The organism is Acetobacterium tundrae, from assembly GCF_008086615.1.
Classification (GTDB): domain Bacteria; phylum Bacillota; class Clostridia; order Eubacteriales; family Eubacteriaceae; genus Acetobacterium; species Acetobacterium tundrae.
Map to the genome: position 1 here is coordinate 38,928 of NZ_RXYB01000010.1, position 19,927 is coordinate 58,854.

The 19,927-nt window shown below is 41.2% G+C and carries 25 protein-coding genes; all 25 read right to left on the reverse strand.

Translation table 11 applies throughout. From position 1 onward, the window contains the following. Window positions 1-17 precede the first annotated feature (17 nt). The 25 genes from FZC40_RS09410 to FZC40_RS09525 all read right to left on the reverse strand — a co-directional run bounded on the left by FZC40_RS09410 (window position 18) and on the right by FZC40_RS09525 (window position 19,927). Complete coding sequence (locus FZC40_RS09410) at window positions 18-464, reverse strand: DUF2634 domain-containing protein (RefSeq protein WP_148603651.1); 447 nt, start codon at window positions 462-464, stop codon at window positions 18-20. After that, the gene (locus FZC40_RS09415; protein WP_148603653.1) at window positions 465-806 is read right to left on the reverse strand and encodes a hypothetical protein; all 342 of its coding nucleotides are present in this window, start codon (window positions 804-806) and stop codon (window positions 465-467) included. A 1-nt stretch (window position 807) separates the two neighbouring features. Further along, a complete protein-coding gene (locus tag FZC40_RS09420) occupies window positions 808-1,815 on the reverse strand; it encodes an XkdQ/YqbQ family protein (RefSeq protein WP_148603655.1) in 1,008 nt (335 codons plus the stop codon). Window positions 1,816-1,831: 16 nt separating this feature from the next. Then, window positions 1,832-2,479 (reverse strand): LysM peptidoglycan-binding domain-containing protein, encoded by a 648-nt coding sequence (locus tag FZC40_RS09425; RefSeq protein ID WP_148603657.1) that lies wholly within the window; start codon window positions 2,477-2,479, stop codon window positions 1,832-1,834. After that, complete coding sequence (locus tag FZC40_RS09430; protein ID WP_148603659.1) at window positions 2,479-4,017, reverse strand: peptidoglycan DD-metalloendopeptidase family protein; 1,539 nt, start codon at window positions 4,015-4,017, stop codon at window positions 2,479-2,481. Before FZC40_RS09430 ends, FZC40_RS09425 begins: the two co-directional genes overlap by 1 nt. Continuing rightward, on the reverse strand, window positions 4,017-7,223 hold the full coding sequence (locus FZC40_RS09435) for a tape measure protein (protein ID WP_148603661.1): 3,207 nt from the start codon (window positions 7,221-7,223) through the stop codon (window positions 4,017-4,019). The genes FZC40_RS09430 and FZC40_RS09435 overlap by 1 nt, the downstream gene beginning before the upstream one ends. Before the next feature lie 165 nt (window positions 7,224-7,388). After that, a complete protein-coding gene (locus FZC40_RS09440) occupies window positions 7,389-8,054 on the reverse strand; it encodes a hypothetical protein (RefSeq protein ID WP_148603664.1) in 666 nt (221 codons plus the stop codon). 5 nt (window positions 8,055-8,059) lie between these two features. Beyond that, window positions 8,060-8,464, reverse strand: coding sequence for a phage minor head protein (locus tag FZC40_RS09445; RefSeq protein WP_186843819.1), 405 nt, complete (start codon window positions 8,462-8,464; stop codon window positions 8,060-8,062). Between the two features lie 63 nt (window positions 8,465-8,527). Continuing rightward, window positions 8,528-8,680 (reverse strand): hypothetical protein, encoded by a 153-nt coding sequence (locus tag FZC40_RS17105; protein ID WP_186843820.1) that lies wholly within the window; start codon window positions 8,678-8,680, stop codon window positions 8,528-8,530. A gap of 23 nt (window positions 8,681-8,703) precedes the next feature. Next, window positions 8,704-9,231 (reverse strand): phage tail assembly chaperone, encoded by a 528-nt coding sequence (locus tag FZC40_RS09450; RefSeq protein WP_207706709.1) that lies wholly within the window; start codon window positions 9,229-9,231, stop codon window positions 8,704-8,706. Between the two features lie 19 nt (window positions 9,232-9,250). Beyond that, window positions 9,251-9,721 carry a phage tail tube protein gene (locus tag FZC40_RS09455; protein WP_148603668.1) on the reverse strand — a complete coding sequence of 157 codons (471 nt, stop codon included), beginning with the start codon at window positions 9,719-9,721 and terminating at the stop codon, window positions 9,251-9,253. Window positions 9,722-9,735: 14 nt separating this feature from the next. Next, entirely contained in the window at window positions 9,736-11,148 is a 1,413-nt protein-coding gene (locus tag FZC40_RS09460; protein ID WP_148603670.1) for a phage tail sheath subtilisin-like domain-containing protein, read from the reverse strand. A 2-nt stretch (window positions 11,149-11,150) separates the two neighbouring features. Further along, window positions 11,151-11,540, reverse strand: coding sequence for a YqzN/YkzM domain-containing protein (locus FZC40_RS09465; RefSeq protein WP_148603672.1), 390 nt, complete (start codon window positions 11,538-11,540; stop codon window positions 11,151-11,153). A 14-nt stretch (window positions 11,541-11,554) separates the two neighbouring features. Further along, entirely contained in the window at window positions 11,555-12,424 is an 870-nt protein-coding gene (locus FZC40_RS09470; protein WP_148603674.1) for a hypothetical protein, read from the reverse strand. Further along, window positions 12,421-12,918: a hypothetical protein gene (locus FZC40_RS09475; RefSeq protein WP_148603676.1), complete on the reverse strand. Its 498-nt coding sequence runs from the start codon at window positions 12,916-12,918 to the stop codon at window positions 12,421-12,423. The genes FZC40_RS09470 and FZC40_RS09475 overlap by 4 nt, the downstream gene beginning before the upstream one ends. Further along, the gene (locus tag FZC40_RS09480; RefSeq protein WP_148603678.1) at window positions 12,884-13,258 is read right to left on the reverse strand and encodes a hypothetical protein; all 375 of its coding nucleotides are present in this window, start codon (window positions 13,256-13,258) and stop codon (window positions 12,884-12,886) included. The genes FZC40_RS09475 and FZC40_RS09480 overlap by 35 nt, the downstream gene beginning before the upstream one ends. A gap of 4 nt (window positions 13,259-13,262) precedes the next feature. Then, window positions 13,263-13,682: a hypothetical protein gene (locus tag FZC40_RS09485; RefSeq protein WP_148603680.1), complete on the reverse strand. Its 420-nt coding sequence runs from the start codon at window positions 13,680-13,682 to the stop codon at window positions 13,263-13,265. Next, entirely contained in the window at window positions 13,682-14,158 is a 477-nt protein-coding gene (locus FZC40_RS09490) for a hypothetical protein (protein WP_148603682.1), read from the reverse strand. Before FZC40_RS09490 ends, FZC40_RS09485 begins: the two co-directional genes overlap by 1 nt. Window positions 14,159-14,196: 38 nt before the next feature. Beyond that, window positions 14,197-15,180 carry a hypothetical protein gene (locus FZC40_RS09495; protein ID WP_148603684.1) on the reverse strand — a complete coding sequence of 328 codons (984 nt, stop codon included), beginning with the start codon at window positions 15,178-15,180 and terminating at the stop codon, window positions 14,197-14,199. A gap of 13 nt (window positions 15,181-15,193) precedes the next feature. Beyond that, complete coding sequence (locus FZC40_RS09500; RefSeq protein ID WP_148603686.1) at window positions 15,194-15,595, reverse strand: capsid cement protein; 402 nt, start codon at window positions 15,593-15,595, stop codon at window positions 15,194-15,196. Between the two features lie 3 nt (window positions 15,596-15,598). Continuing rightward, complete coding sequence (locus FZC40_RS09505; protein WP_148603688.1) at window positions 15,599-16,864, reverse strand: hypothetical protein; 1,266 nt, start codon at window positions 16,862-16,864, stop codon at window positions 15,599-15,601. Between the two features lie 109 nt (window positions 16,865-16,973). Beyond that, on the reverse strand, window positions 16,974-17,384 hold the full coding sequence (locus tag FZC40_RS09510; protein WP_243135790.1) for an XkdF-like putative serine protease domain-containing protein: 411 nt from the start codon (window positions 17,382-17,384) through the stop codon (window positions 16,974-16,976). A gap of 13 nt (window positions 17,385-17,397) precedes the next feature. Further along, the gene (locus tag FZC40_RS09515; protein WP_148603693.1) at window positions 17,398-18,381 is read right to left on the reverse strand and encodes a structural protein; all 984 of its coding nucleotides are present in this window, start codon (window positions 18,379-18,381) and stop codon (window positions 17,398-17,400) included. After that, window positions 18,344-19,690, reverse strand: a complete 1,347-nt coding sequence (locus FZC40_RS17110; protein WP_186843821.1) for a phage portal protein family protein — start codon at window positions 19,688-19,690, stop codon at window positions 18,344-18,346. Before FZC40_RS17110 ends, FZC40_RS09515 begins: the two co-directional genes overlap by 38 nt. A 39-nt stretch (window positions 19,691-19,729) precedes the next feature. After that, on the reverse strand, window positions 19,730-19,927 hold the full coding sequence (locus FZC40_RS09525) for a hypothetical protein (protein WP_148603694.1): 198 nt from the start codon (window positions 19,925-19,927) through the stop codon (window positions 19,730-19,732).

The following is a 19,927-nucleotide window of genomic DNA, read 5'->3' on the forward strand; positions in this document are numbered from 1 at the left end:
TCTTCCTCACCTTCTTTCTATAGTTGTACATAAAGTGTTGCCTCCATTCCTTTTTGGCCAACAACCGCAAAAGTTATAATGCCGCTATCAGTATCCCAATCATATACAAAATTCTTGACGAATGAAGTTCGTTTGAGCGGATCCGCTAGAAGCGTTTCCGTGATAGTTCGCTCGATCCAACTTTCTTTTGCTTTTTGGCTGTCATACCCATCCAGTTGTGACCATTCTGCACCATAATTTTTTGAATAAGCTCGGCAGTTGTAACGCTCTGTATTAACTGCCTTGATACACCAATGTATCCATGTTTCAACCGGCGAAGCCATAACACTTTTACCGGCCCCATCGATTCGAAAGTCGCCTTTTTCAAAATCGAAATAATAAGAAGTGACATTCTGATTCTTAGCATTTGAATTGCTTTTTGTTATCATTTGCGGGATAGTAAATGTTGGAAATAATTGTGCCATTTACAACACCTCCGATGCTGTTTTCATGACATCCACCACAATGGCATCATTTCCAACCCATGCAACAACGACACGTGCGCCAATGGCAATCCGCTTTTCTGTTTTGATAGCGTGGGCATGCGCAGGGTCGCCCGCTGATTCGCAGGTGCAGTCATTGTCCAAAAGATTGCCACAAATCAGGTAACTATTAGACGGCACATCTTGAGGATAGCTATTGGTTCTTAAGCTGCCATCCTCGTTTATCTGCCCAAAATCAATAATGAGTGAAGTTTCACCAACAGCCTCTATTCGCTTATGGATCGTGAGTGCTAACTCATTGAATCCATTAATTTTTCCTGCCATATTACACCGCCCTTTCGAGTTTTAAATCCATTGTCCGTTGCGTAGCATTGTGGGTGACAGATAAAACATAAAAATATCCGTTGATTCCTTCGGAATATAGGCATTTAACCTTATGTCCCTTTCTTATAAATGGAACATCTGGAACACTAAATGTGATTGTTTCAGCTGGTTTATTTCGTTCGGTGATCATGGTATTTGCCTGTGTGATTGCATCATCCGACGTCGAAGTGTCATCTCGATATATAATTTCCGTCAAAACGCCATACTGCAGATCACCATCGATGATATTCTCAATCGGTTCCCTTCCATCAGTATCAGCTTTCCCTAAAATGTTAACCCGTGAAACAAAGTTTGAAAGGCTAGTTTTAACTTCAATTCCGGTAATACATGCTTTTCCATTATCATCATTAGCTAAGACATACACATCAGCGTTATAACCTCGCGGGCGTATTTTTAATATTCCCTCTTCGAACTGACACACAAATTTTGTACCAGTGTTTTTGCTTTGCGCCTCTGTTAATAGTTCATTGAGTTGGTCCTCGACGTTTTTATTCTTAAACACGATTTTTCCATGAGTATAGTCAACATAACTGTACTTGATTGGTGTTTCACTACGTTGACACGTCTGTTCACACAAAATTTTTGTTGTTTGTCCTTCAGGATAATAGACACTTTCTTTTGTTTGATTAAATCGAATCATCCGATCACAAATGGTGATTGTGACTGTTGATGTGTTAGGCTTTGTGGCATCATCATGTTCCCAAATCTCGCCCCTGAAAACTTCTTTGTCGTTTGCAAATATAAAAACTAACGAACATAAAGAAAGGAGCTGTTCCGTGGACATACCGGCACTGGTTTTGATGTTGGCCAAGCTGATGGTGGCTTTCTGGACAAAATCACCCTCAGCTTCCTGCCAATTTAAATCTGTTAAAATCTGACTGATGTTGTATTTGTTCCCATCGCCACGTAATAACATAACTTTGTAATCTGTTGTTGCTGGATTGATCATTCTGCTCATTCCCTTCTTATGGCAATGTGTAAACCTGACCTGGATAGATCAAATTTGGATCGTCGCCGATTACATCCCGATTTAAATCATAAATTTCCGGCCAACGCGTTGGATCGCCAAGTTGAGCGCCTGCAATATCCCACAAGCAATCGCCGCTGACAACGGTATAAGTGCTTTTCTGCTCAGCTGGTGGATCTGGTGCTGTTGGGCGTTCGTCAGGTACTGTTGCCGCGCCAGCGTCCTTTACTTCGATTGAAATATTGATATCTTTACCTTCAAAAAACGAAACATTGTAACTGATATCACCAAACCCACCGGAAAATTCAGGGACATAAGATTCAAGATAAACATCCAAATTAATGGGGGTTTCGGTAATTAAGATTCTCAATTTATGCTGATTGATTTTAATATTGTTAAGCCAATTGTGAAATTCCTTTGGTTCTTTCCAATTTGTCACATACGGTTCGTTTTTTCGAGATTCTCCAGGGAAAATCCCATCCCATTTAATGCCTGTCAGTTTAGAACCTGAGGGGATTTTTACCTCCCCTACATTCAAAACGTCGTATGATAAAAAAGATCCCTCAAATGTTACAGGGATTTTTTCAGGCAACATGGGTATTTGAATCGATTCATTTGTTGTCAGATCTGTGATGTAAATTTCCATTATGCTACCTCTACTTTCGTTGGCATTCCTTCATAGAGCTGTTTCAGTTGGCGAGCAATCTCCACACATAGTTCATTAGCAATACCTGGCATTTTCTCCTGTAAAGCTGCAATGACTTCATCGGTACTGCCTGTACTGCTTCCCTCAATGGTGATGTTGATACCACCAAGATTGATTTCAAATGATGGTTGATCGCCACTGTCGCTATTCGTAGAATCCGCTGCTGTTGATGCATAAGCATTCGCTCTTTTTGCTCTAGCTGCCTGCAGATCAACAATTTTTGCAGATTCATCGGTGTTAACCACGTTTTCACCACCTCGGAAGTTCATGAGTTCAGGTCCTTTTTCGCCAACCCATGCCAGACCTGCAGGTGCCGATGACGTTCCGGTTGCATAACCATGAGTACCAGTGTTCATAACAGATCCATAGCGATCAATCATGTAGTTGATTGCTGCTACAGCATTATCAACCGGATTATAAATGTCGTTCATGCCATCCTTAGCGTAAGCATCAAATGTGCTCTGGATCGTCTGCATCAGGCCGATGCTTGGTGTTCCAGCCATCGCGTTTGAATCCCAATCATTAATTGCACTGGGATCGCCCCCTGATTCATTCTGTGCGATTTCCATCAAATGTTCGTAGTTGTCATCGCCCGTAACACCGGTGATGTCCATTGCTTGTTTAATCCATGAGGTTACATCGCCGTTCTGCCAGTTGGCATCACTTCCGGTACTTCCTGTTGTCAGTTTTGCTGCATCCAAGGTGTCTTTAAATATTTTAATGACATTATCTGTGAATTCCGTAATGGTTACGGTGACCGGATCTTTCATGTCGGTGACACCGTCTTTGAACAGTTTCACCACATTGCTACCCGATTTTTTAATGTCATTTGTACTGTATCCGTCATCATTTGTTTCGGTAATACTTGGGAATGGCAGGATTGTCCCGCCACTGTTTGCATAGGGATTTTCGGATTTCGGAACAATCATTTCACCTTCATGTGCCATAATCGGCATATCTGTTGGCAAATAACGCGTTCCAACACTGAATCCATACATACTTCCCGGGTCAACCTGGACAGCATTAACCAGTGTACTAAAATGCAAATGTGGCCCGGTGCTGTTTCCGGTGCTGCCAACTAACCCGATGAGATCCCCGGCATTGACGCTTGCACCTGCCTGTGTCAGGATACTGGACAAATGTCCATACCAGGTTGCCAGCCCGTTTCCCATATCAATTTCGACCATGTTGCCATAGCCACCGTTTTCTCCTGCCAGAGTAACAATGCCACTCCCGGCTGCATAAACTGGCGAACCTTCGGATGCGCCAATATCGACGCCTTCATGGTAGGTACTGCCGATGCCATTTGTATCACCGGCATCGCGATACCCAAAGTAACTTGTAATGTCATTCGCATCAGTTGGCCACATTAGACCACCAGCTCCAGTATAAGTACCACTGCCGATGCTGCCAATTGATGCAAAATTGGCACCAATCTGTTTTAAAACATCGCCGGATGAGCTTCCCAATGTTGACATTAATTGTGAGATGGATAATCCGCCGCCTTCGAATGAAGAACGGTACTGGGACTGTGTATGCCCAAACCAGTTTTGAATTTTTCAACCAGTAAATTGACCATATCTTCAACAGAAGTTTCGGCATCTCCCTGCATACTATTGATACCGCCGATTAATTCCTGAATCATCGCCTGACCTATGATGTAAAACTGTGGTGTCATTCCATTAACGTAGGGTGCAAGTTCAGCGAACTTCGCTTCTGCCTGAGCGACAGCCTCAGTACTCTTTGTCTCGACAATACTCTTAATTGCTTCCAATGCCGTATCAGCTGTTCCGGTTAATGCTTCAAGTTGTCCGGTAATACCACTGGTGTCCAATTCGCCGATAGCGCCTTTGAGTTCGCTTAATTTATTGACAGCTGTATCAACTTTACCCCCTACAGCATCTAGATCATCATTGGCTTTCTGGGTATTTTCTGCGACTGTTTTTGAATTGTCAGAAGCACTTTTTGCAGCAGTATCAGTTTGCTGGGTTTTATCAAGAGTGTCTGAAGCGGTATCATTTACCGTGTTGACCGTTGTTTGGTTGGCAGCAATATTTGTACCAAGATTACTTGTGCTTTTATCAAGAGTATCTGTTCCTTGGCTCAGTAAGTCTAATTGCTGCTGATAACCAGATAGCTGCAGTTGATCATTAACTATCTTGCTGGCATTATCGTTAAGAGCTTGAATTGCGCTGTTTTGAGCACTCGTAACGTTGTCAGCAAGAGCTTGGCTAAGGGTTGTATCATTTGAAATTGATTTTGTGATACTTGCTACAATGTCTGCTCCAAAAACAGGGCCAAATTCATTGTTGCTATTCATCGCCTTAGCTTCTTCAAGTATTTTTTCTTTAAGTGGCGACATATCAACGCCGCTTCCAATTTGGATATTGTATTGATTTATATCAGATTGTAAAGTAGTGAAACTGTCTGTTGTCGCTTTTAACTTCACGCCCGTTTCTAAATATCCATGTTCGCCATTTAACTCATCTTGTATTTTTTGCATTTCAGATTGAATATCTGGAACTTTCAATGAAATATCAATTAACATCTGAGAATAATCCAGTTTTGCACGTTGCAACACTAAATCTTGATATATTTGCTCTTTATCAATCATACTTTGAGCGTTTGCAAGTCCATCTTCAACCGATACCCCAACCCCAAAAGCCTTTGGATATAACTCTTTTAAATTTGTCAGAATCACTTCCTGCCGTGACAGCGCGGCGGTTTGATCATCGCTACTTAAATCACCAGAAGCAATTTGTCCTTTTAAATCGTTATATTCAGATATTAGACCGGTATTTGTTTTTAATGACGCAGTTTCTTGATCATATGCCTTTTGAGCATTATCCATTGTATTGACAGTGTCAGTATAGGTATCACCCAACTTTGAGAGTTCTTCTCGATGTTCTTTTTGCTTTTGTGTATAAATTGCAATTCCAGTGGCCGCTAATCCAACAGCTGCTATTACTAATCCAATCGGCCCTGCTAAGGCAGTTAATGCACTTCCAAGAATCCCAGAAGCTTTAGCAAGCAGGCTAATACCTTCTGCACCTTCTGCAGCAGCTTTTCCTATTCCTGTGATTTCCTTTATTTTGCTGAAAATATCTCCAGCAGCGCCGATTCCATCCTTTAATCCCTTTGCAAGGCTGAGCCCTGTTTTAAGGCCGTATGCAACCGCAATTGTTCCGGTAATTCCATTAGAGAATGCTGCTTTGAAAGCAAGCTGAACTCCTTCTTCCAACACTTTACTAATCGTGGTTACGACATCGTTAAATATTTCCTGTACTCGGGCTTCGCCTCCGCTGGCCCACCATTTTTCCAAAGGTTTTGAGATAACATCATCCCAAACAATCCCGACTTTTCCAAACAAATCAGCGTTGTCAAATTCTTTGCTGTTCATAGCGGTATCAAGTCCATTTAGCATTTCCTGAGCCATTTTCCCAGCAGCAGCACTCATTTGTGAGCCGATATCCTCTAACTTATTTCCCCACTCTGCTATTTTTTCAGAGTTCTTTCCTAACCAGTCGTTAATTGATGATAATGCAGTAATACCGCCGGATTGCAATCCCTGGCCCCATTTTAAAATAAGCTTAGTATCGAATGTATCTTCGATTTGGCTTTTTAAGCCGGAAACGGTTTTGTTGGCGGTCTTTTCCATCATGCCGTCAAATTCACTCATACCACTGATAATACCGCTGATTGCAGTTTCAACCGGAATGAGGCCTTTTTCAGACATAGCTTGCACTTCTGGGACAGTCTTACCCATTGTATTGGCTAAATATTGCCATGCATTAATGCCGGCTTCAGTCAATTGCAGCATTTCATCTGCGCTGACTTTTCCTTTTGAACGCATTTGCGATAACGCCAGAGTTATACGTTCTACCCCTTCAGATCCTTTGCCTGTTGCTGCAGCAGCGTTGCCAATCTTATCTAAGTCTGAGATTAAAGTTGTCGGGTCCCAATCCATTGCCAGCATTTGCTGCGAGGTTCCGATCAGATCATTGGTACTGAATGGCGTTGCAATTGCAAATTGCTCAATCTGATTCATAAAATCCTGTGCTGAATTTTGGCTACCCAGCTTTGTTTCAAATCCGATCATCGCGGTGCTAATGGTATCAGCCATGTTAACCGGGTTTGCAATAACGGCATTGGCTGCAAGAGCCGCGAAAATGCCAGTAATGATACCTTTTATTGACGTAGCATAATCCAAGATACTTCGAATCGGTGCAGTCGCTTTATCAACAATACTAACCGTAAATTTAAAGACCTTGCCAGATACCGATTTAACTTTTTCTGTGACCGCATTTAACATCGAAGAAGCCTTATCGATCAGGCTGATCGTTGGTTTGGCCGTTTTACCGTTTAACTCATCAAGAATTTTTTTAGTCTTTAGAATGGCCGCTGAGGCTTCATCTTTCGCCCGAAGCGTTACCGTTCCACTTTCCGAACTCAGTTGCTTAAGTGTTCGTTTAGTTTTTTCAATGGTTGCCGTAGCCTGATCATTTGCTTTGATATCTACTGTTGCGTTGTCATTTTTTAGTGAATCAACTTGTTTTTTCGCTTTATCAATGGATTCTGCAAATTTATCCGCTTTTTTCGTTGCTTTTTCAAGGCCGGAATCCGTATTGTCTTTGTACTCGGTGGTAATATCAATAACAATGGTGTCACCACTACTATTTGCCATTAAATCCCTCCTTTCCTTTTATTTTTCGCATTAAAAAAGCACCCTTTCGGATGCTCCGTTTGTTTATTCAGCTAAAACACTTTCAATAAGAATGAAAAACTCATCTAAACTTGCTAATTCGCTTTTGCCATAATTTTTCTTATTAAAATCACCCAAAAGTGTGCTTTAATTATTTTTTGGGATAAACATTATCCTCAACGTTCCAGATACCTCAATTTTTGATGTTGAACCAAGATCGACATTCTTATATCCTTTTATATCATTATCTCCTTCTCCAAAATTCCCGCTTATTTTACTGTTTTCATCGATCACTGTGCAAGTTCCTCTACCTGATACCCATTGTAAATCATAAATCCCTGATGGTATATCAAAGTACTCACTATACTGTCCTGCTGAAAAAACATATCCTGATTTTAAGATACTTGTTGGCTTTGTCTTTCCGTCAGATTGATATTCATTAGTAAATTCTTTTACTCGAACATATCCACAATTAAGATGATCTTTCATTGTTAAAACATCTCCATCAACACTGTATGGAATCGGTTCTTGTTCGACAGCATCAGTAGTTTCACCATCAGCAATATATTTACCGTTTTTAATTATCAAATTTCCGTCTTTTAATTCATACGAATATTCCCATCTTGACCAAGAACCCTTATGATAAAAATCTTGTGTCTCTTTACCACCTGAAGTGAACTCATAATTTGAGATATTCCCCTCTCCATCATAAAACTCCCACTTCCCCACTAGCGGATCTTTGGCAGCACAACCTGAAACACATATCAGTAAAAAAGAAATGAATAACATTGCAATAAAAAATCGTCTTTTCATTTAAATCACCATTCTGGATAAATTGCCGCTGCACATTTACACCCAAGATGTAAAGGTGGGCAGTTTTCACCAGCTTTTCTATCCATTAATACAAATTTTTTTCTGCTTAAACTTTCGCATCTTTTACACACCAATTCATTCCCCGCTGTGATTATCTTGTATGTAGCGTTCTTTAAATTATTTTCTTCAGCATATTTCGCACTTTTCTCATTAATAATCAAAGAATTAGCTGTATAAACCCATTCCCTCAATTCTGATTTTTCTTTTCCTTTAAAATTTTCACAGTTCGCCAATAATGCAATGCATTGTGATATGCTCTTTCCATTCTGAAAATCTGATACAACATCTTCCGGAACCTTTTTAATTTCATCAATAAATGATTCTGAGTTATTCTTCTTTTTGGAATTCATTTCGCCCTCCTGCATCTCTTTTCTTAACATAATACAGGAAAGTTAAATAAATTTCAACGGTGATTATTCACTTTCCTCTTCCATCTTTTCCATTTCAAATTGTTCAGAAGCAATCATGAATTTATATGTCATGTTAGCTGCCTGATCTTTGGAGTTTCGCAAACCTAAAATGACAGAGGGAAGAACCTTATGCCGTTGCCATATGCGATGGATCATGTAAGTTTCTCCCCCTGCCGCAATTAGTTTTTTATGACTTCCTCTTCTTCAACTTCGGCATTGAACCCGCTTAATTCATCGATCTCGTCGACAACACGGCTTTTTTCACCGGCAAGGAGTACCTTGTCGATCACATCCAATGCAGTCATAACATTGAGAGCCCGTTTAACTTTTTGATTATCCCACAATTTTTTTCGATCTTCTGGAACCGTTGCGGTATAAATCTTTCGACTTCTTAACGCTACATAGTCGGTTTCACCGTCGATTTTTGGATATTTCTTACCCATGGGGTTATGAAGTCTCTTGGTCGAAGCTTTCAGGCATTCATTACTTTCCTCTTCAGCCAAAGGCCTGATTGTAAATTCATATAATTTTTTACCGTTTCGCTTGATCTCAATCTTTTTACGGCATTCTTCATCATCAGCAAAAGTAGCTGCTTCCAGTAAACCTGACAGTAATGCATCTTCATTCATGAGCAGTTCGTCTTTGCTCATCATTAAATCAATATCGTCCTCTTCAGCCGTTACCATAATTTCGTTTTGTTCTTTCATTTCACTTTCTCCTTCTTTCTTAAACAGTTGCAAATAGTGCTAACATTTCAGGGATGGCATTGCATCTAAAGCTCATGGCACGCTTAATAACATCGCCTGGTGTGATATTCATTAAGTCGAGTGAACCATCTAGGACACAATTTCTATAAACCTGGCGTGATACTTGACCATCACGGCGGTTCAATTTTCCCTGGAAATCCCAGGTGGGTAAATATCCTTTTTGTAAATCCTCAAATATCTCTTCCATCATAACGTCATCACGGATTACCATTTCGGTGTACGAAATAGCAACTGTGTATCCAGTTGGAACCGCGAAAGATATCATGGATCCAACAGGCTGTACATCGGTATTCTTTACATTTAACTGAGATTTGAACGTATCAACTTCGGCCAGAAATATAGTATTACCAGATGAAGTTGTTACAAAAACCTGACCATCTTTTCCTGTAATTAGGTTTCGAGTGTCTAATATTGCTTGATCGTTATTCATTTGTTACTCCTTTCTTACGCTGCTTCGCTGAATCTAAATTTATAAACCAGATAGAATTTTTCAAGAGAATCAATATCGTAAGCTGTAATATTGAAGTATGCGGAATCTGGATCTGCTGATGAATCAGTCACCAGCTCAATTTTCGCACCACTTGCTAATTTCTTTTCTGCGACCATGTCATTCAGTACACCCTGGGCGATTTGGATAACAGTTGTTTTTCCATCGTCAGTTCCGTCAACTTGACCAGAGAGTTTTTCTGTTTTATTGGAGATTCTGGTCATCATTTCAAATCTGATTTTAACCCGCTTGATTTTTTCCCAGCCTTTATCATCTTCACCGCTTGGTACCGTAAGTGTGGTGATTCCAGAATCTACCCACACCTGATCATCAGATGATACCGAGAATGCAATCATTCCGTTTCTAACGGCGTTCTGATATTGGGTATCGGTCAGAGTCTCAATTAATGATACTGCATCAGCGATTACGGTATGCGTAATGCTTTTCTTTGATGGTATTCCCGCTACCAGCCCAGCAATATTAGCAGCTGCTTTCCAGCCTTCTATTTTTTCACCGGCTGCGTTGATGTATCCCATACCAACATAGATCGTGTTGTAATCATTATAGGCAACGGCATGTGTCAGTCGGGTGTCATATAAAACACTTGATGGTTCACCAATCACCGCAAATCCCATTCTACCAAGCAAATACATTCTGTTCACAAATCCCGAAAGTATAGCATGAACAGCTGTGTCGTTTGTATCAACTACTACGCAATCCCAATTCTTAGTTTCCAATAGAGAAAATCCGTTAGAATAGCTTTCTGTTGTTACGGTTGGATTAACTCCACCTGTAAAGGTCCCAGACGCGACAAGGGCCAGTTTTCCGGTACCGGCATATCCATCAACTTTTGCCAGATCAACGTAAATAGATTTAGCAGCAGCTGCAATTAGCGAATCAACCTCACCAGTTGTGCTTACTGCGAATGTTATTTTTTCTAAAATCGTTCCGCTTTCGGTAATAATAAGTTCTCTCGATGCTGTATCGCCTAAAACATCGCGAATGATATAACCCAGCGCGCGATCACCTTCATACTTCAATGTAGCAGTGATGGCATTTACTGGTGTTGCAGTAGTATCTTTCAATATTACGCTGCCTTTTGTTCCTCCGGTTCCAATACGAACGGCTAGAATTTTACCGGATCCTCCAGCAATGGTTCGATCAATGATCTCCGATGCGGTGCCTCCATAAATCAAACTGATGTCATCGTTCTGCGTCAGTGCTTTAATCGTGTTAAGTGGTCCCCAGTTACCAGCAAAGACCGTTGCAACAGTCCCATCTGCGACAATTGGTTTTGCTGATCCGTTTTCATACCGGTTATAAAGTCCTGGGCGAACTTTCTTTTCTCCTGCTGTGAAAAATATTCCCATAATTATTTAACCTCCTGCGTTAAAAATTCTTTTACTGTCTTTTTTGCTTCTTCCTGGGTTGCTTGGACAATGTTATTTTGTTTAAATGCAGCCATGACACATTCTGGTGGGCATGAAAAAGCACCTGATACTGCAAACTCTTTTGCAGAGTAAGTAATTTCCGGTGCTTTTGGCATCACTGTGGCTGCTTGTGCTGTCATTATTGGCTCTTCAACTTTTTGCGGTTCTACTACTGTGTTTTCCACAATTGGAACTTCTTCCGGCGTTGTATCTTCTACAGGTGTTTCTGGGATTTCTTCAACTTCCTGATTTGGCGATGCTACAGCGGCGGCAGTTTCTTCTTTTGAATCTTCTCTATTTTCTTCTTTTGGTTCATCTGTAATTTCTGCCATTGTGCACTCCTTTTTTAAGTAATAATAATATGATTAAGCTTAACGCTTTCCTTTTGTGGTGTTAAAATTCCGAATCGGCAACTGATTGTAATTTGCCCGTTCCTTAACGGATCTGCTGCCAGATTCATTTTGGCAGTTTGGAAAAAGAGCGGGCTTTTATCATCAAGTATGCACTCCCCTGCAATTACCATTTTATTGATGACCTGTCGCAGCAGCGTATTTCTGGTCGTTACGTCAGGGGCAAACAAATGCAAATAGAGATCAATCTGTATCCATCGGACCGAGTAGGTGTCTTGAAAACTGCTGCTCTGATTGTCGGTTCGAACATAAATAATTGGAATGGCCAATGCTCCCGGGATAAAAGTATCGTCTGGAGTATCCGCTGTTCCTAATATTTTCACACTGCTCGCAAAGTTTGCTTTGATGAAGCTTTGCATTCCAGCTACAGGATCCGGTGAGAATGTTGCCTGAACAGGAAAAGCCATAATATCAAAACTGATCGTGATACCAATGGTAGCTGGTTCTTCAGTGATCCCATTAAACGGATCATTCTGAGTCCAGACAGTGCAATAATGGCCATCGGTATCTTTATAAAAGCGGTTTGACAATGCTTCACAGATTGGCGCGGTAAAATCTTCCGGGATAATGCTTTTTCCCGCTAGACACCAAACGTTAACCATTAAGGTACCAGCCGTTTTTCGTTCGGCATTAGCGGTCCAGTCCATATAATAATCAGCCCGTGGGTACATTGTCTTCCCCCAGTTACTGTCCTGATCATTAGCAGCTTCTGCGTAAAACACAGCTGGGCCGCTATTATAAGTTGCAAGATTGGTTTTCAGATAGTCAATTTCAATTAAACTGTTGTAGACTAATGCGTCAATCATCGATAAGCCTCCCGATACAGTTCTTTAATCTTATTCAGGGCTTTTTTCTTTGACTGTTCCACATAGGGTCGCGGCGCTATTTTCAAGTGGTAGCTAACGTATTTTTTATTTTTCCCTCGTCGGGCTTTTACCATTCCATCAAAGCCATCCTCCAATGTTGCTGCGTACTTCACGTTGGTCTCGGCGCCTGAAACAATAGTCATGCCATTATTGCCTTCGACCGTGTGTTGGTACGGCAGGTGACTCAATCGCAGGGTGTTGCTTTTAACCGCCGGAGCTTCCCCGGGCGCCGAAGCGATGTGTTTGCCATATCGGCGCCCGGAGCGTTTCCCGGCCAGAACCACGATGGTGGCGTTACGAATTTCAATAGGCACCTGGTTTTGGGCCCGTTGTCGCACTTGGTCCCGGATATCCTTTTCGATATCCCGGGTTGATAATTTGATGTTGTTAGCTAATTCGTCAGGGGATATCTGGATTTTGATTTTCGTCGTCATTGCTCCACCTCACTCGCTTGCAATAAATAATTGTAAAAAACCCAAGTGCCGACGGATCTGTTGCGCCTTGGACGTGATAGTTTTGGTACTGTTCATCAACTAGAATATCTTCGGCGATCACATTGCAAGTTCCCCGAACCACGATTGTATTTGTGATTGGGTGATCCATTTGTTTCCACTCGTATTTTTCTTTTTGTGATGCTTCACTGATTGTTCCTTCAATTGATCCAATTTTTACGGCATCATAAACCACTCGGCCATTGGTTGCAGTGCTGTCTTTTCGCTTGACTGTGAATGACATGATTTGTTCACCAGGCACTAGAAAAAAAGGAGCATCCATAAAATTAAGCCCCCTCTTCTCCCGGCATGATGTCATGCATACCAAAACTGAAATAATGCAAACTATCCGTGGCATTACCCACATTGTCATTGAAGGCAACCACCGGAACAGTGCCACCATAGGCAGCAGCCATTTCTTTTTTTAGTTCCTGCCATTGAGTAAATCGTTGCGACAAGCTCAAACTCATACCTCCAGAAGAATAATCGTTCTGGAATGCCAGTTTATTCACGATCGCACAAACACATGCGTATTTCGCATTATTCCAATTGTCGGGATGTTTGCTGATAATCGCTGAATATTCCTCATCACATAAAGCACAAGTCTTTTTCCCACCATCAACAAAGGTGTCACCAATTTCCAGCCGCATGAGATCCATGCCTTCCACATCAAGTTTTCCTGGATCATAGGTGTAAGTTATTGCCATTAGGCTTCACCTACTTCCCCGCCTTCTTTTGGTGCTGCCACTTCGACCGGTGCCGGTGTCAATTCAGCAATCTTTTTATCAATGGCATCTGTAACGCCTTTTCTGGTTTCCCTTGATTTAATGGCTGCCAAAACATCGAGGTTCGTAATTCCTGCTACAATTCCATTAGCTATGTCCGCATTCTCGACCCATGCCTGAAATACCAGATTGATTTCTTCAGGCGTTAAAAAGACGGCGGTTTTTGAGCCGTCGCCTGATTTACTGATGGTGATATCGATTTTTAATTCTGCTGCTGATACTGACATTAGCTGTAATGCCTCTCCGGAAATCATTGCATCTGGATTTTTGTTAATATGTCCAGAGTCAATCAAAGCTCTTTCTCTTCTTGGGTCTACTGCTTCAAAAGGGATTAAATCTCCAATTAAATACTTAATTCCCCTAAATATGCAGGGCCTGCCTGCTATATATCCTGCCATGGCTTCCTCCTTTTCGTTAATTTATTACCTGATGGCATTTATACGCATTGTGTTAAGAATACCGCCAAATCATCCCCTGTTTTCTTCATATCGGTTGACATTAAACCTTCGATGAATTCTGCATGTGTTCCGTCTTCACCAACCCATTGATCAACGTTGATATAGTTTCCGGTTCCAAGCATATCCCAGGTAAAGATATATCCAGCACTTGGCTCATCAACAGCTGGTGAGTCAGAAGCATAGCATAATAATGCGGATTTCGGATCACAGATGTACTGCATATCGGTTTGACCTAGTTTGCCAGCATTGTAAGTGGATTCTAAAACCGTGACTTCCTTTAATTCGAGAATTTCAGCCAATGCCTGAGTATTGACGATAGCTGGGTTTGGTGTTGAACCAGTATATTTCACACGCTCTACAATGGCCGGATGGCTTTTAAGTGCATTGTAAGATTCTGCTCCCAAGGCCAGTTTGTTTGGTTTTCTTCGACCGTTTTGTTTAATCTTTGTTTTTTGTGCATCGAAAAACTCAACCGGATCAAAGTTGGTATCACTGAATTTTAAAAATTGTTTTGCTGCATCGGCAACCGTTGCTGCACCGGTCATTTCATCTGTCCATATGCCAGTTTTAAAGAATTTTTTCGCAAACAGGAGATCTAAATGGTTGTTTAATTGCTCAGTCACAAATTTAACCTTAGCTCGGCGGGGATCCGCAACTCCTGGAGCATTTGACCGTTGATAGTTTAATGCACTGATCTGATCGATTCCGACGATAACCTGATCAACATTGCAGTTATAGGTTTCATCACTGATTCCGAATTGTGCAGGTGGCACTTTTCCAAATTGAGGTTTTGGTTGCACATTATCTCTGGCCAGATCTCCTTTGCTGAATTTATAATAGCTGGCTGTCTGTAATTGTACTGGGCATATTGGGAAAATCGCTTTGGCAACATAATCCTCTAAAGCTTGGAAATAAGCCATAGACATGTTTGTTAAATAAATGTTTGATTTAAATTTTGGCATTTGTCATTCCTCCTTATACTACAGCTGGCTTGTAGCCTGCTTTTACGATTTGAATTTTGATGATCTCTCCAGCTGCCGCCGCTGCTTCCAGGGCAATCGCTAAAATAAATTTTCCGGCGGTTGCGGTAATGGCTTTGCCGGCTGTGTCTGCGGTTAATTCAGCACCTTTTGCAACGGCTGCGCCTGCGGTCCATAACCCAATGTCCTTCACCTGAATGTCAACACGTTCACCGGATTCCACAGTGTCCCCGTTTGTAATAACGAAAATTCCAACCGGTGCAATAGTTCCTGCGGCTATTTTCACATTACCGTTTGAATCATATTCTGCTGCCAATGTTCCTGGGCTTGTTAATGCCGATGCTGCTGCTTCTGAAATAGTTGCACTATCATTAATTTGTGTAGTCTGATATCCCATTTTTTACACCTCCTTATTTATTGTTTTATCGTATTCTTCTTTTAATTCAGGGTTTGAGTCAAAAACCTTATCAATTGCCTCAAAGCGACTAATTTCAGGGTTCTTTTCCATGACTTCATTGGCTTTCTTTTCAATGGCAGTCATACCCGGAATAGCATGACCGGATTTCCCGATTTCATCAAATAAGCCCGATTTCTCAACGGCTGATTTGCTGGCATCTAATATTTCAATCATGTTGGTATAAGCTGTTTCGTCAGCGGATTTCAGGCTTTTCAAAACAGGGAATAACTCATCGGCTTTTTTACCGATCATTTCGTAGCCTTTGGCCACTTCCATTAATTCTTTGTCGTCCGATGCATCAGCTCTCTTTCGTAAATAGTCGAGTTCTTGCGCAACTGCATCTGGAAGGCCTTTATAGATATCTTCTTTTTCTTCCTCTGCACTTTTTTTAACTTTTTTCTTGTCTTCCAATGCTTTTGCATCGGCATCTTCTTTTTTCTTCTTAGCAGCCTCAGCAGTTACATCTTCATCATCTGTTGCTCCGCAATTTTTACCAACTGTTGAATCATCCTTAGTGTTGTATTTAGCTACTAAGGCATCATAAGCAGCGCGGTCCTCTTTGCTCATTTTTGTCAAATCCATACTTTCTTCCTCCGTTTCATTTTTTTGGTTATTGGATTTATTTATCTGTTCATCCAGCCATAATTTTGCTGATTTAAACACCTTGTGATAATCAGGATGGATTTCTTCGACGCTTTTAGCGACATCGTCCTGAACCTGACCTTTTGCCCAATATTCGATTGCATTGGACGTAAGATTGAAATAATCTTGGAGATTGCTTAACATCACGTCCTGCTTATTTGCAATTTCTTTATCCTCCATAATTGAAATCATTGACTCACTCATGCCGTATCCATTCATACGGATTGCATCAATCACTTTATCGAGTGAAACATTATCTTTGAAAAGTGTGGCGGATTTTTCTACATCATTGGAGTTTTTATCCATACTCTCATCGTCATTTGCCATGCCAAATGCTTTTGCCAGATATTCAAATACTTTTTTGATAGACCTTTTTTTAGCAGGAATGAATTCATCATCTCCGGCATCTTTCATCTCTTTGTCTTCTAAATTTTCTTCATCCTGACCATCGGCAGGCATCTTTGCTGGATCCTCGCTTTTAAAGATCATCACATTTGCTTCAGGATTCGCCCCATTGTCGACAAAATCGACTTTTGTAATCTTTAAATTTTCAAGTTTAGTTGCCATTTCGGCCTCCTTCCTTTGATTTTACGCATAAAAAAAAGACGAATAGTCGTCTTATTCTGCCGTTATTTTATTCTACATAGCGTCCTCCTTTCCGACAGATACCTAGTTCTTATACCGGGATCCGCTGTGCCTGGCCTTCAATGCTGAACATATTGTATTGTCCGCTTTTGACTTTTTGCCAGACACTGTCGTCGGTCACTTTGAACCCAATCCACCAGCCACATTCCGGGATGATTCCCTTTGGAATTCCCAAGGCACTGACCTTTTCGTCAGTGAATACCATGCTTTCAATTAAAACGGCGCAATCGCCGCGCTGGTGCATTTCTCCACCTTCCCGGTATAATTCAACAAATTGATAAGCTGCTTGTTCAAGAACATCGGGTTCGATGATATCATGCTGCTTATCCTCGATCACAACACCGCCTGCGTTTATAGCGATATTTGCCCATCCAAAGGCTAAATGTTTATCTTCATCGGTTTGGGATATCGCGAAATTTCCCTTTACTATTTGTGTCTCCATAGACTTCCTTTCGTTAATAATGATATGTGCAGGCACACTTGCATTTAACATGTGCATGCCCATCCACTTCTGTTTCTCTTCCTCCCTCGATGGTGTAATATCCGTCGTGGTGGGTGATAAAACCGCCGATACGGAAGTGGTCATCCAACTTTATAGTTATTCCATTTAAAGCCCCGCATTCCTCACATACGAGTTCAGTTCCAGCAGTTACCCATGTCTTGACGTTAAGCTTCATAACACCCTGATCAACTGCCTGATGCATCGCTTCCTGAACGCCAGTCTTATAAGCCAAGGCAATTTCATTTTCGGCAATCATTTGAGCTCGATAACGCTGCTGTTTTTCAGCATATTTAAGGGCAGCTTCCCTGGCTTTCGACTCTGCCTCCGCTTCTGTTATCTTTGGATTGTCTTTTGTCAGTTGCGCTTTAACATGGGCATAATAGTTGGCATTTGCTTTTTGTTGAGGTGCATTGAGGCCAATTGTTGGACGTATTGCTTTTGCAAGTTCATCTGCGGTAAATTCTCCAGTTGTCACGCGCTCAGTTAGGGATGCAATAGCATCTTTTTGTTGATCCGTTACTTTGGTAATGAGATCAGCGGTTCGTGTTTGTGTAAATCTTTTGACATTATCGCTGAAATTATCCCATTTGAAATCTTTGAGGTCTTCCTGGTTAATTGATGCCTGGTCCATGGATTCACGCCATGCTGGAAGGATAATGTCTGTGATCAATTGGCTGTAGGCTTGTCGCCATTCATCAATTTTTGATTCATCCAAATTTCCGGACAGGAATGCATCCCGAAGGTCTTCATAGCTGATGATATCCTGCATCGCTCGAAATCGTCCAACCAAAAACTTAATAAGCGCCGGTGAGTCGGTATTGATGCATTCATCTAATTGCTCCAATGCCTTTATGCCCTCCGCACTCATCTGGCTTTTCGTGATCGATTCGCGCTGTATATTACGCCTGTTCGTCTTGATTATCCGTATTCGGCTCATCTCGTTTCTCCTTTGGATCTTGTTCAGGCTGCTGTTGCGGTTGCAGTGGTTTCGCCGTTTTCAACGAAGCTTCCGGCAAATGTGCTGCATCACGAAGATATTCCTCCAAATCCGCATCTGGTGTAATTACACCGATTCCTGCCATATCTTTTACAAATGTCGACAATGTTACCAAATCCGGGCTTTCAATATCGCTATGGTCCAGACAAGGATAATCAGTTATACCGTCAAATTTTGGGCTGTTCAGATCAATTAGTTTTGGAATTGCATTATTAGTGAATTCCTCGCAGATGATGTCAATATAAGTTCCCAATGCCACCCCGAATAGATCTGTCTTATCACTTGATAAAGCAAAGCTTCCAACATTTTGATGACCTAACAAAATAAAATCAGCTAGACACGTCATAGCAATACGTGAATCGTATCGTTCAATGATTTGTGTCGTGTCAAAGTTCCTTCGACCTCCAGTGGAAAGCAATTGCAAATCCCAACCAAATGGCAATACAATCCCTTCCTGGCTATCTCTGCGAATATTGCATACAATGCTTTTAGCTTCTGCAATTCCTGCATTGTAATTCTTTTCTCCCAAAATCATTTTGTCGAAGTTCTCAGGTAATTTCATAACCGGCAAACCGGCAAGATCCCGTTCAATACCAACACCCTCAATTTCTTCAATGCGTTTCTTGTAATACCATGAGCGATAGCAATTTCGAAGAATACTTTTTCCTTCAGGATTATCTTTTCTGGATTCTGTTCTAAATAATAAAAGCCGCTCCTTGGGGATAGTGATAACCCCATAATCTGGCGGCGGCATTTGTGATAGTCCAATAACGTTGTCGGTATGTTCCTCATATTCCCACTGATAAAGCGTTTCCTGGGCTCTTATTGGTATCTTTTCCCAACCAATTAACCCATCATTGTATTTACTTTTCTTCTTGGGGTCTTTACTTCGCCCTAATCGGCGTTTATAAACAAGCTCATGGGCGCTCCATCCGTAAACAAGAAATGATAAGATCTCGCTGATTGTGTCTGTCCATGTGCTTCCATTCATATCATCCATGCATTCCGTAATGAAATCGGCAGCTTCTTTATCTTTTTGCGAATTACCGCTTGGCTTAATAACCCAATCAACTTGGCGAATCAGCATCTTAATTGTGAATATGATTGCTCCGATGACGGCATCATTTTCAGACATTTCTTTATAGACTTTAATGCCTTTTTTCCCCTGAAGCTCTTTTAGAAACTCTTCACTTATAAACCCTTGCCATCGTTCCTGACCAATCCGGCCATACTCATCAAATACACTCATTAAATCCTCCTTTCCTGAAAAAAACATAAGGTTGTCTGCTTAGTATTTTAATGGTTGATGCCTATTTGTTTTTGGCATATACGAATATGGAACAATTGTTTCATTTCCCATATCGTCTCTCTTGACCGCGAATGAATCCACAGTGGTTTCAAACTTTAAGACCCCATCAAATTCGAGTTCTTTTCCATCCGAAGTCGTTACATAAATTTTTCCGGGTTTAACTTCTACATTTTGCAT

Bases quoted from the DNA above. Each gene is read 5' to 3' on its own strand.
- FZC40_RS09425 (WP_148603657.1), bottom strand. From the start codon at position 2,479: ATGGAAATTTACATCACAGATCTGACAACAAATGAATCGATTCAAATA.
- FZC40_RS09415 (WP_148603653.1), bottom strand. From the start codon at position 806: ATGGCAGGAAAAATTAATGGATTCAATGAGTTAGCACTCACGATCCAT.
- FZC40_RS09410 (WP_148603651.1), bottom strand. From the start codon at position 464: ATGGCACAATTATTTCCAACATTTACTATCCCGCAAATGATAACAAAA.
- FZC40_RS09470 (WP_148603674.1), bottom strand. From the start codon at position 12,424: ATGATTGACGCATTAGTCTACAACAGTTTAATTGAAATTGACTATCTG.
- FZC40_RS09445 (WP_186843819.1), bottom strand. From the start codon at position 8,464: ATGAATTCCAAAAAGAAGAATAACTCAGAATCATTTATTGATGAAATT.
- FZC40_RS09510 (WP_243135790.1), bottom strand. From the start codon at position 17,384: ATGGAGACACAAATAGTAAAGGGAAATTTCGCGATATCCCAAACCGAT.
- FZC40_RS09475 (WP_148603676.1), bottom strand. From the start codon at position 12,918: ATGACGACGAAAATCAAAATCCAGATATCCCCTGACGAATTAGCTAAC.
- FZC40_RS17110 (WP_186843821.1), bottom strand. From the start codon at position 19,690: ATGAGTGTATTTGATGAGTATGGCCGGATTGGTCAGGAACGATGGCAA.
- FZC40_RS09455 (WP_148603668.1), bottom strand. From the start codon at position 9,721: ATGAATAACGATCAAGCAATATTAGACACTCGAAACCTAATTACAGGA.
- FZC40_RS09500 (WP_148603686.1), bottom strand. From the start codon at position 15,595: ATGGGATATCAGACTACACAAATTAATGATAGTGCAACTATTTCAGAA.
- FZC40_RS09435 (WP_148603661.1), bottom strand. From the start codon at position 7,223: ATGGCAAATAGTAGTGGTGACACCATTGTTATTGATATTACCACCGAG.
- FZC40_RS09505 (WP_148603688.1), bottom strand. From the start codon at position 16,864: ATGGCAACTAAACTTGAAAATTTAAAGATTACAAAAGTCGATTTTGTC.
- FZC40_RS17105 (WP_186843820.1), bottom strand. From the start codon at position 8,680: ATGATCCATCGCATATGGCAACGGCATAAGGTTCTTCCCTCTGTCATT.
- FZC40_RS09480 (WP_148603678.1), bottom strand. From the start codon at position 13,258: ATGGATGCTCCTTTTTTTCTAGTGCCTGGTGAACAAATCATGTCATTC.
- FZC40_RS09525 (WP_148603694.1), bottom strand. From the start codon at position 19,927: ATGCAAAATGTAGAAGTTAAACCCGGAAAAATTTATGTAACGACTTCG.
- FZC40_RS09460 (WP_148603670.1), bottom strand. From the start codon at position 11,148: ATGGGAATATTTTTCACAGCAGGAGAAAAGAAAGTTCGCCCAGGACTT.
- FZC40_RS09450 (WP_207706709.1), bottom strand. From the start codon at position 9,231: ATGAAAGAACAAAACGAAATTATGGTAACGGCTGAAGAGGACGATATT.
- FZC40_RS09430 (WP_148603659.1), bottom strand. From the start codon at position 4,017: ATGTCAACATTGGGAAGCTCATCCGGCGATGTTTTAAAACAGATTGGT.
- FZC40_RS09440 (WP_148603664.1), bottom strand. From the start codon at position 8,054: ATGAAAAGACGATTTTTTATTGCAATGTTATTCATTTCTTTTTTACTG.
- FZC40_RS09420 (WP_148603655.1), bottom strand. From the start codon at position 1,815: ATGATCAATCCAGCAACAACAGATTACAAAGTTATGTTATTACGTGGC.
- FZC40_RS09485 (WP_148603680.1), bottom strand. From the start codon at position 13,682: ATGGCAATAACTTACACCTATGATCCAGGAAAACTTGATGTGGAAGGC.
- FZC40_RS09465 (WP_148603672.1), bottom strand. From the start codon at position 11,540: ATGGCAGAAATTACAGATGAACCAAAAGAAGAAAATAGAGAAGATTCA.
- FZC40_RS09515 (WP_148603693.1), bottom strand. From the start codon at position 18,381: ATGAGCCGAATACGGATAATCAAGACGAACAGGCGTAATATACAGCGC.
- FZC40_RS09490 (WP_148603682.1), bottom strand. From the start codon at position 14,158: ATGGCAGGATATATAGCAGGCAGGCCCTGCATATTTAGGGGAATTAAG.
- FZC40_RS09495 (WP_148603684.1), bottom strand. From the start codon at position 15,180: ATGCCAAAATTTAAATCAAACATTTATTTAACAAACATGTCTATGGCT.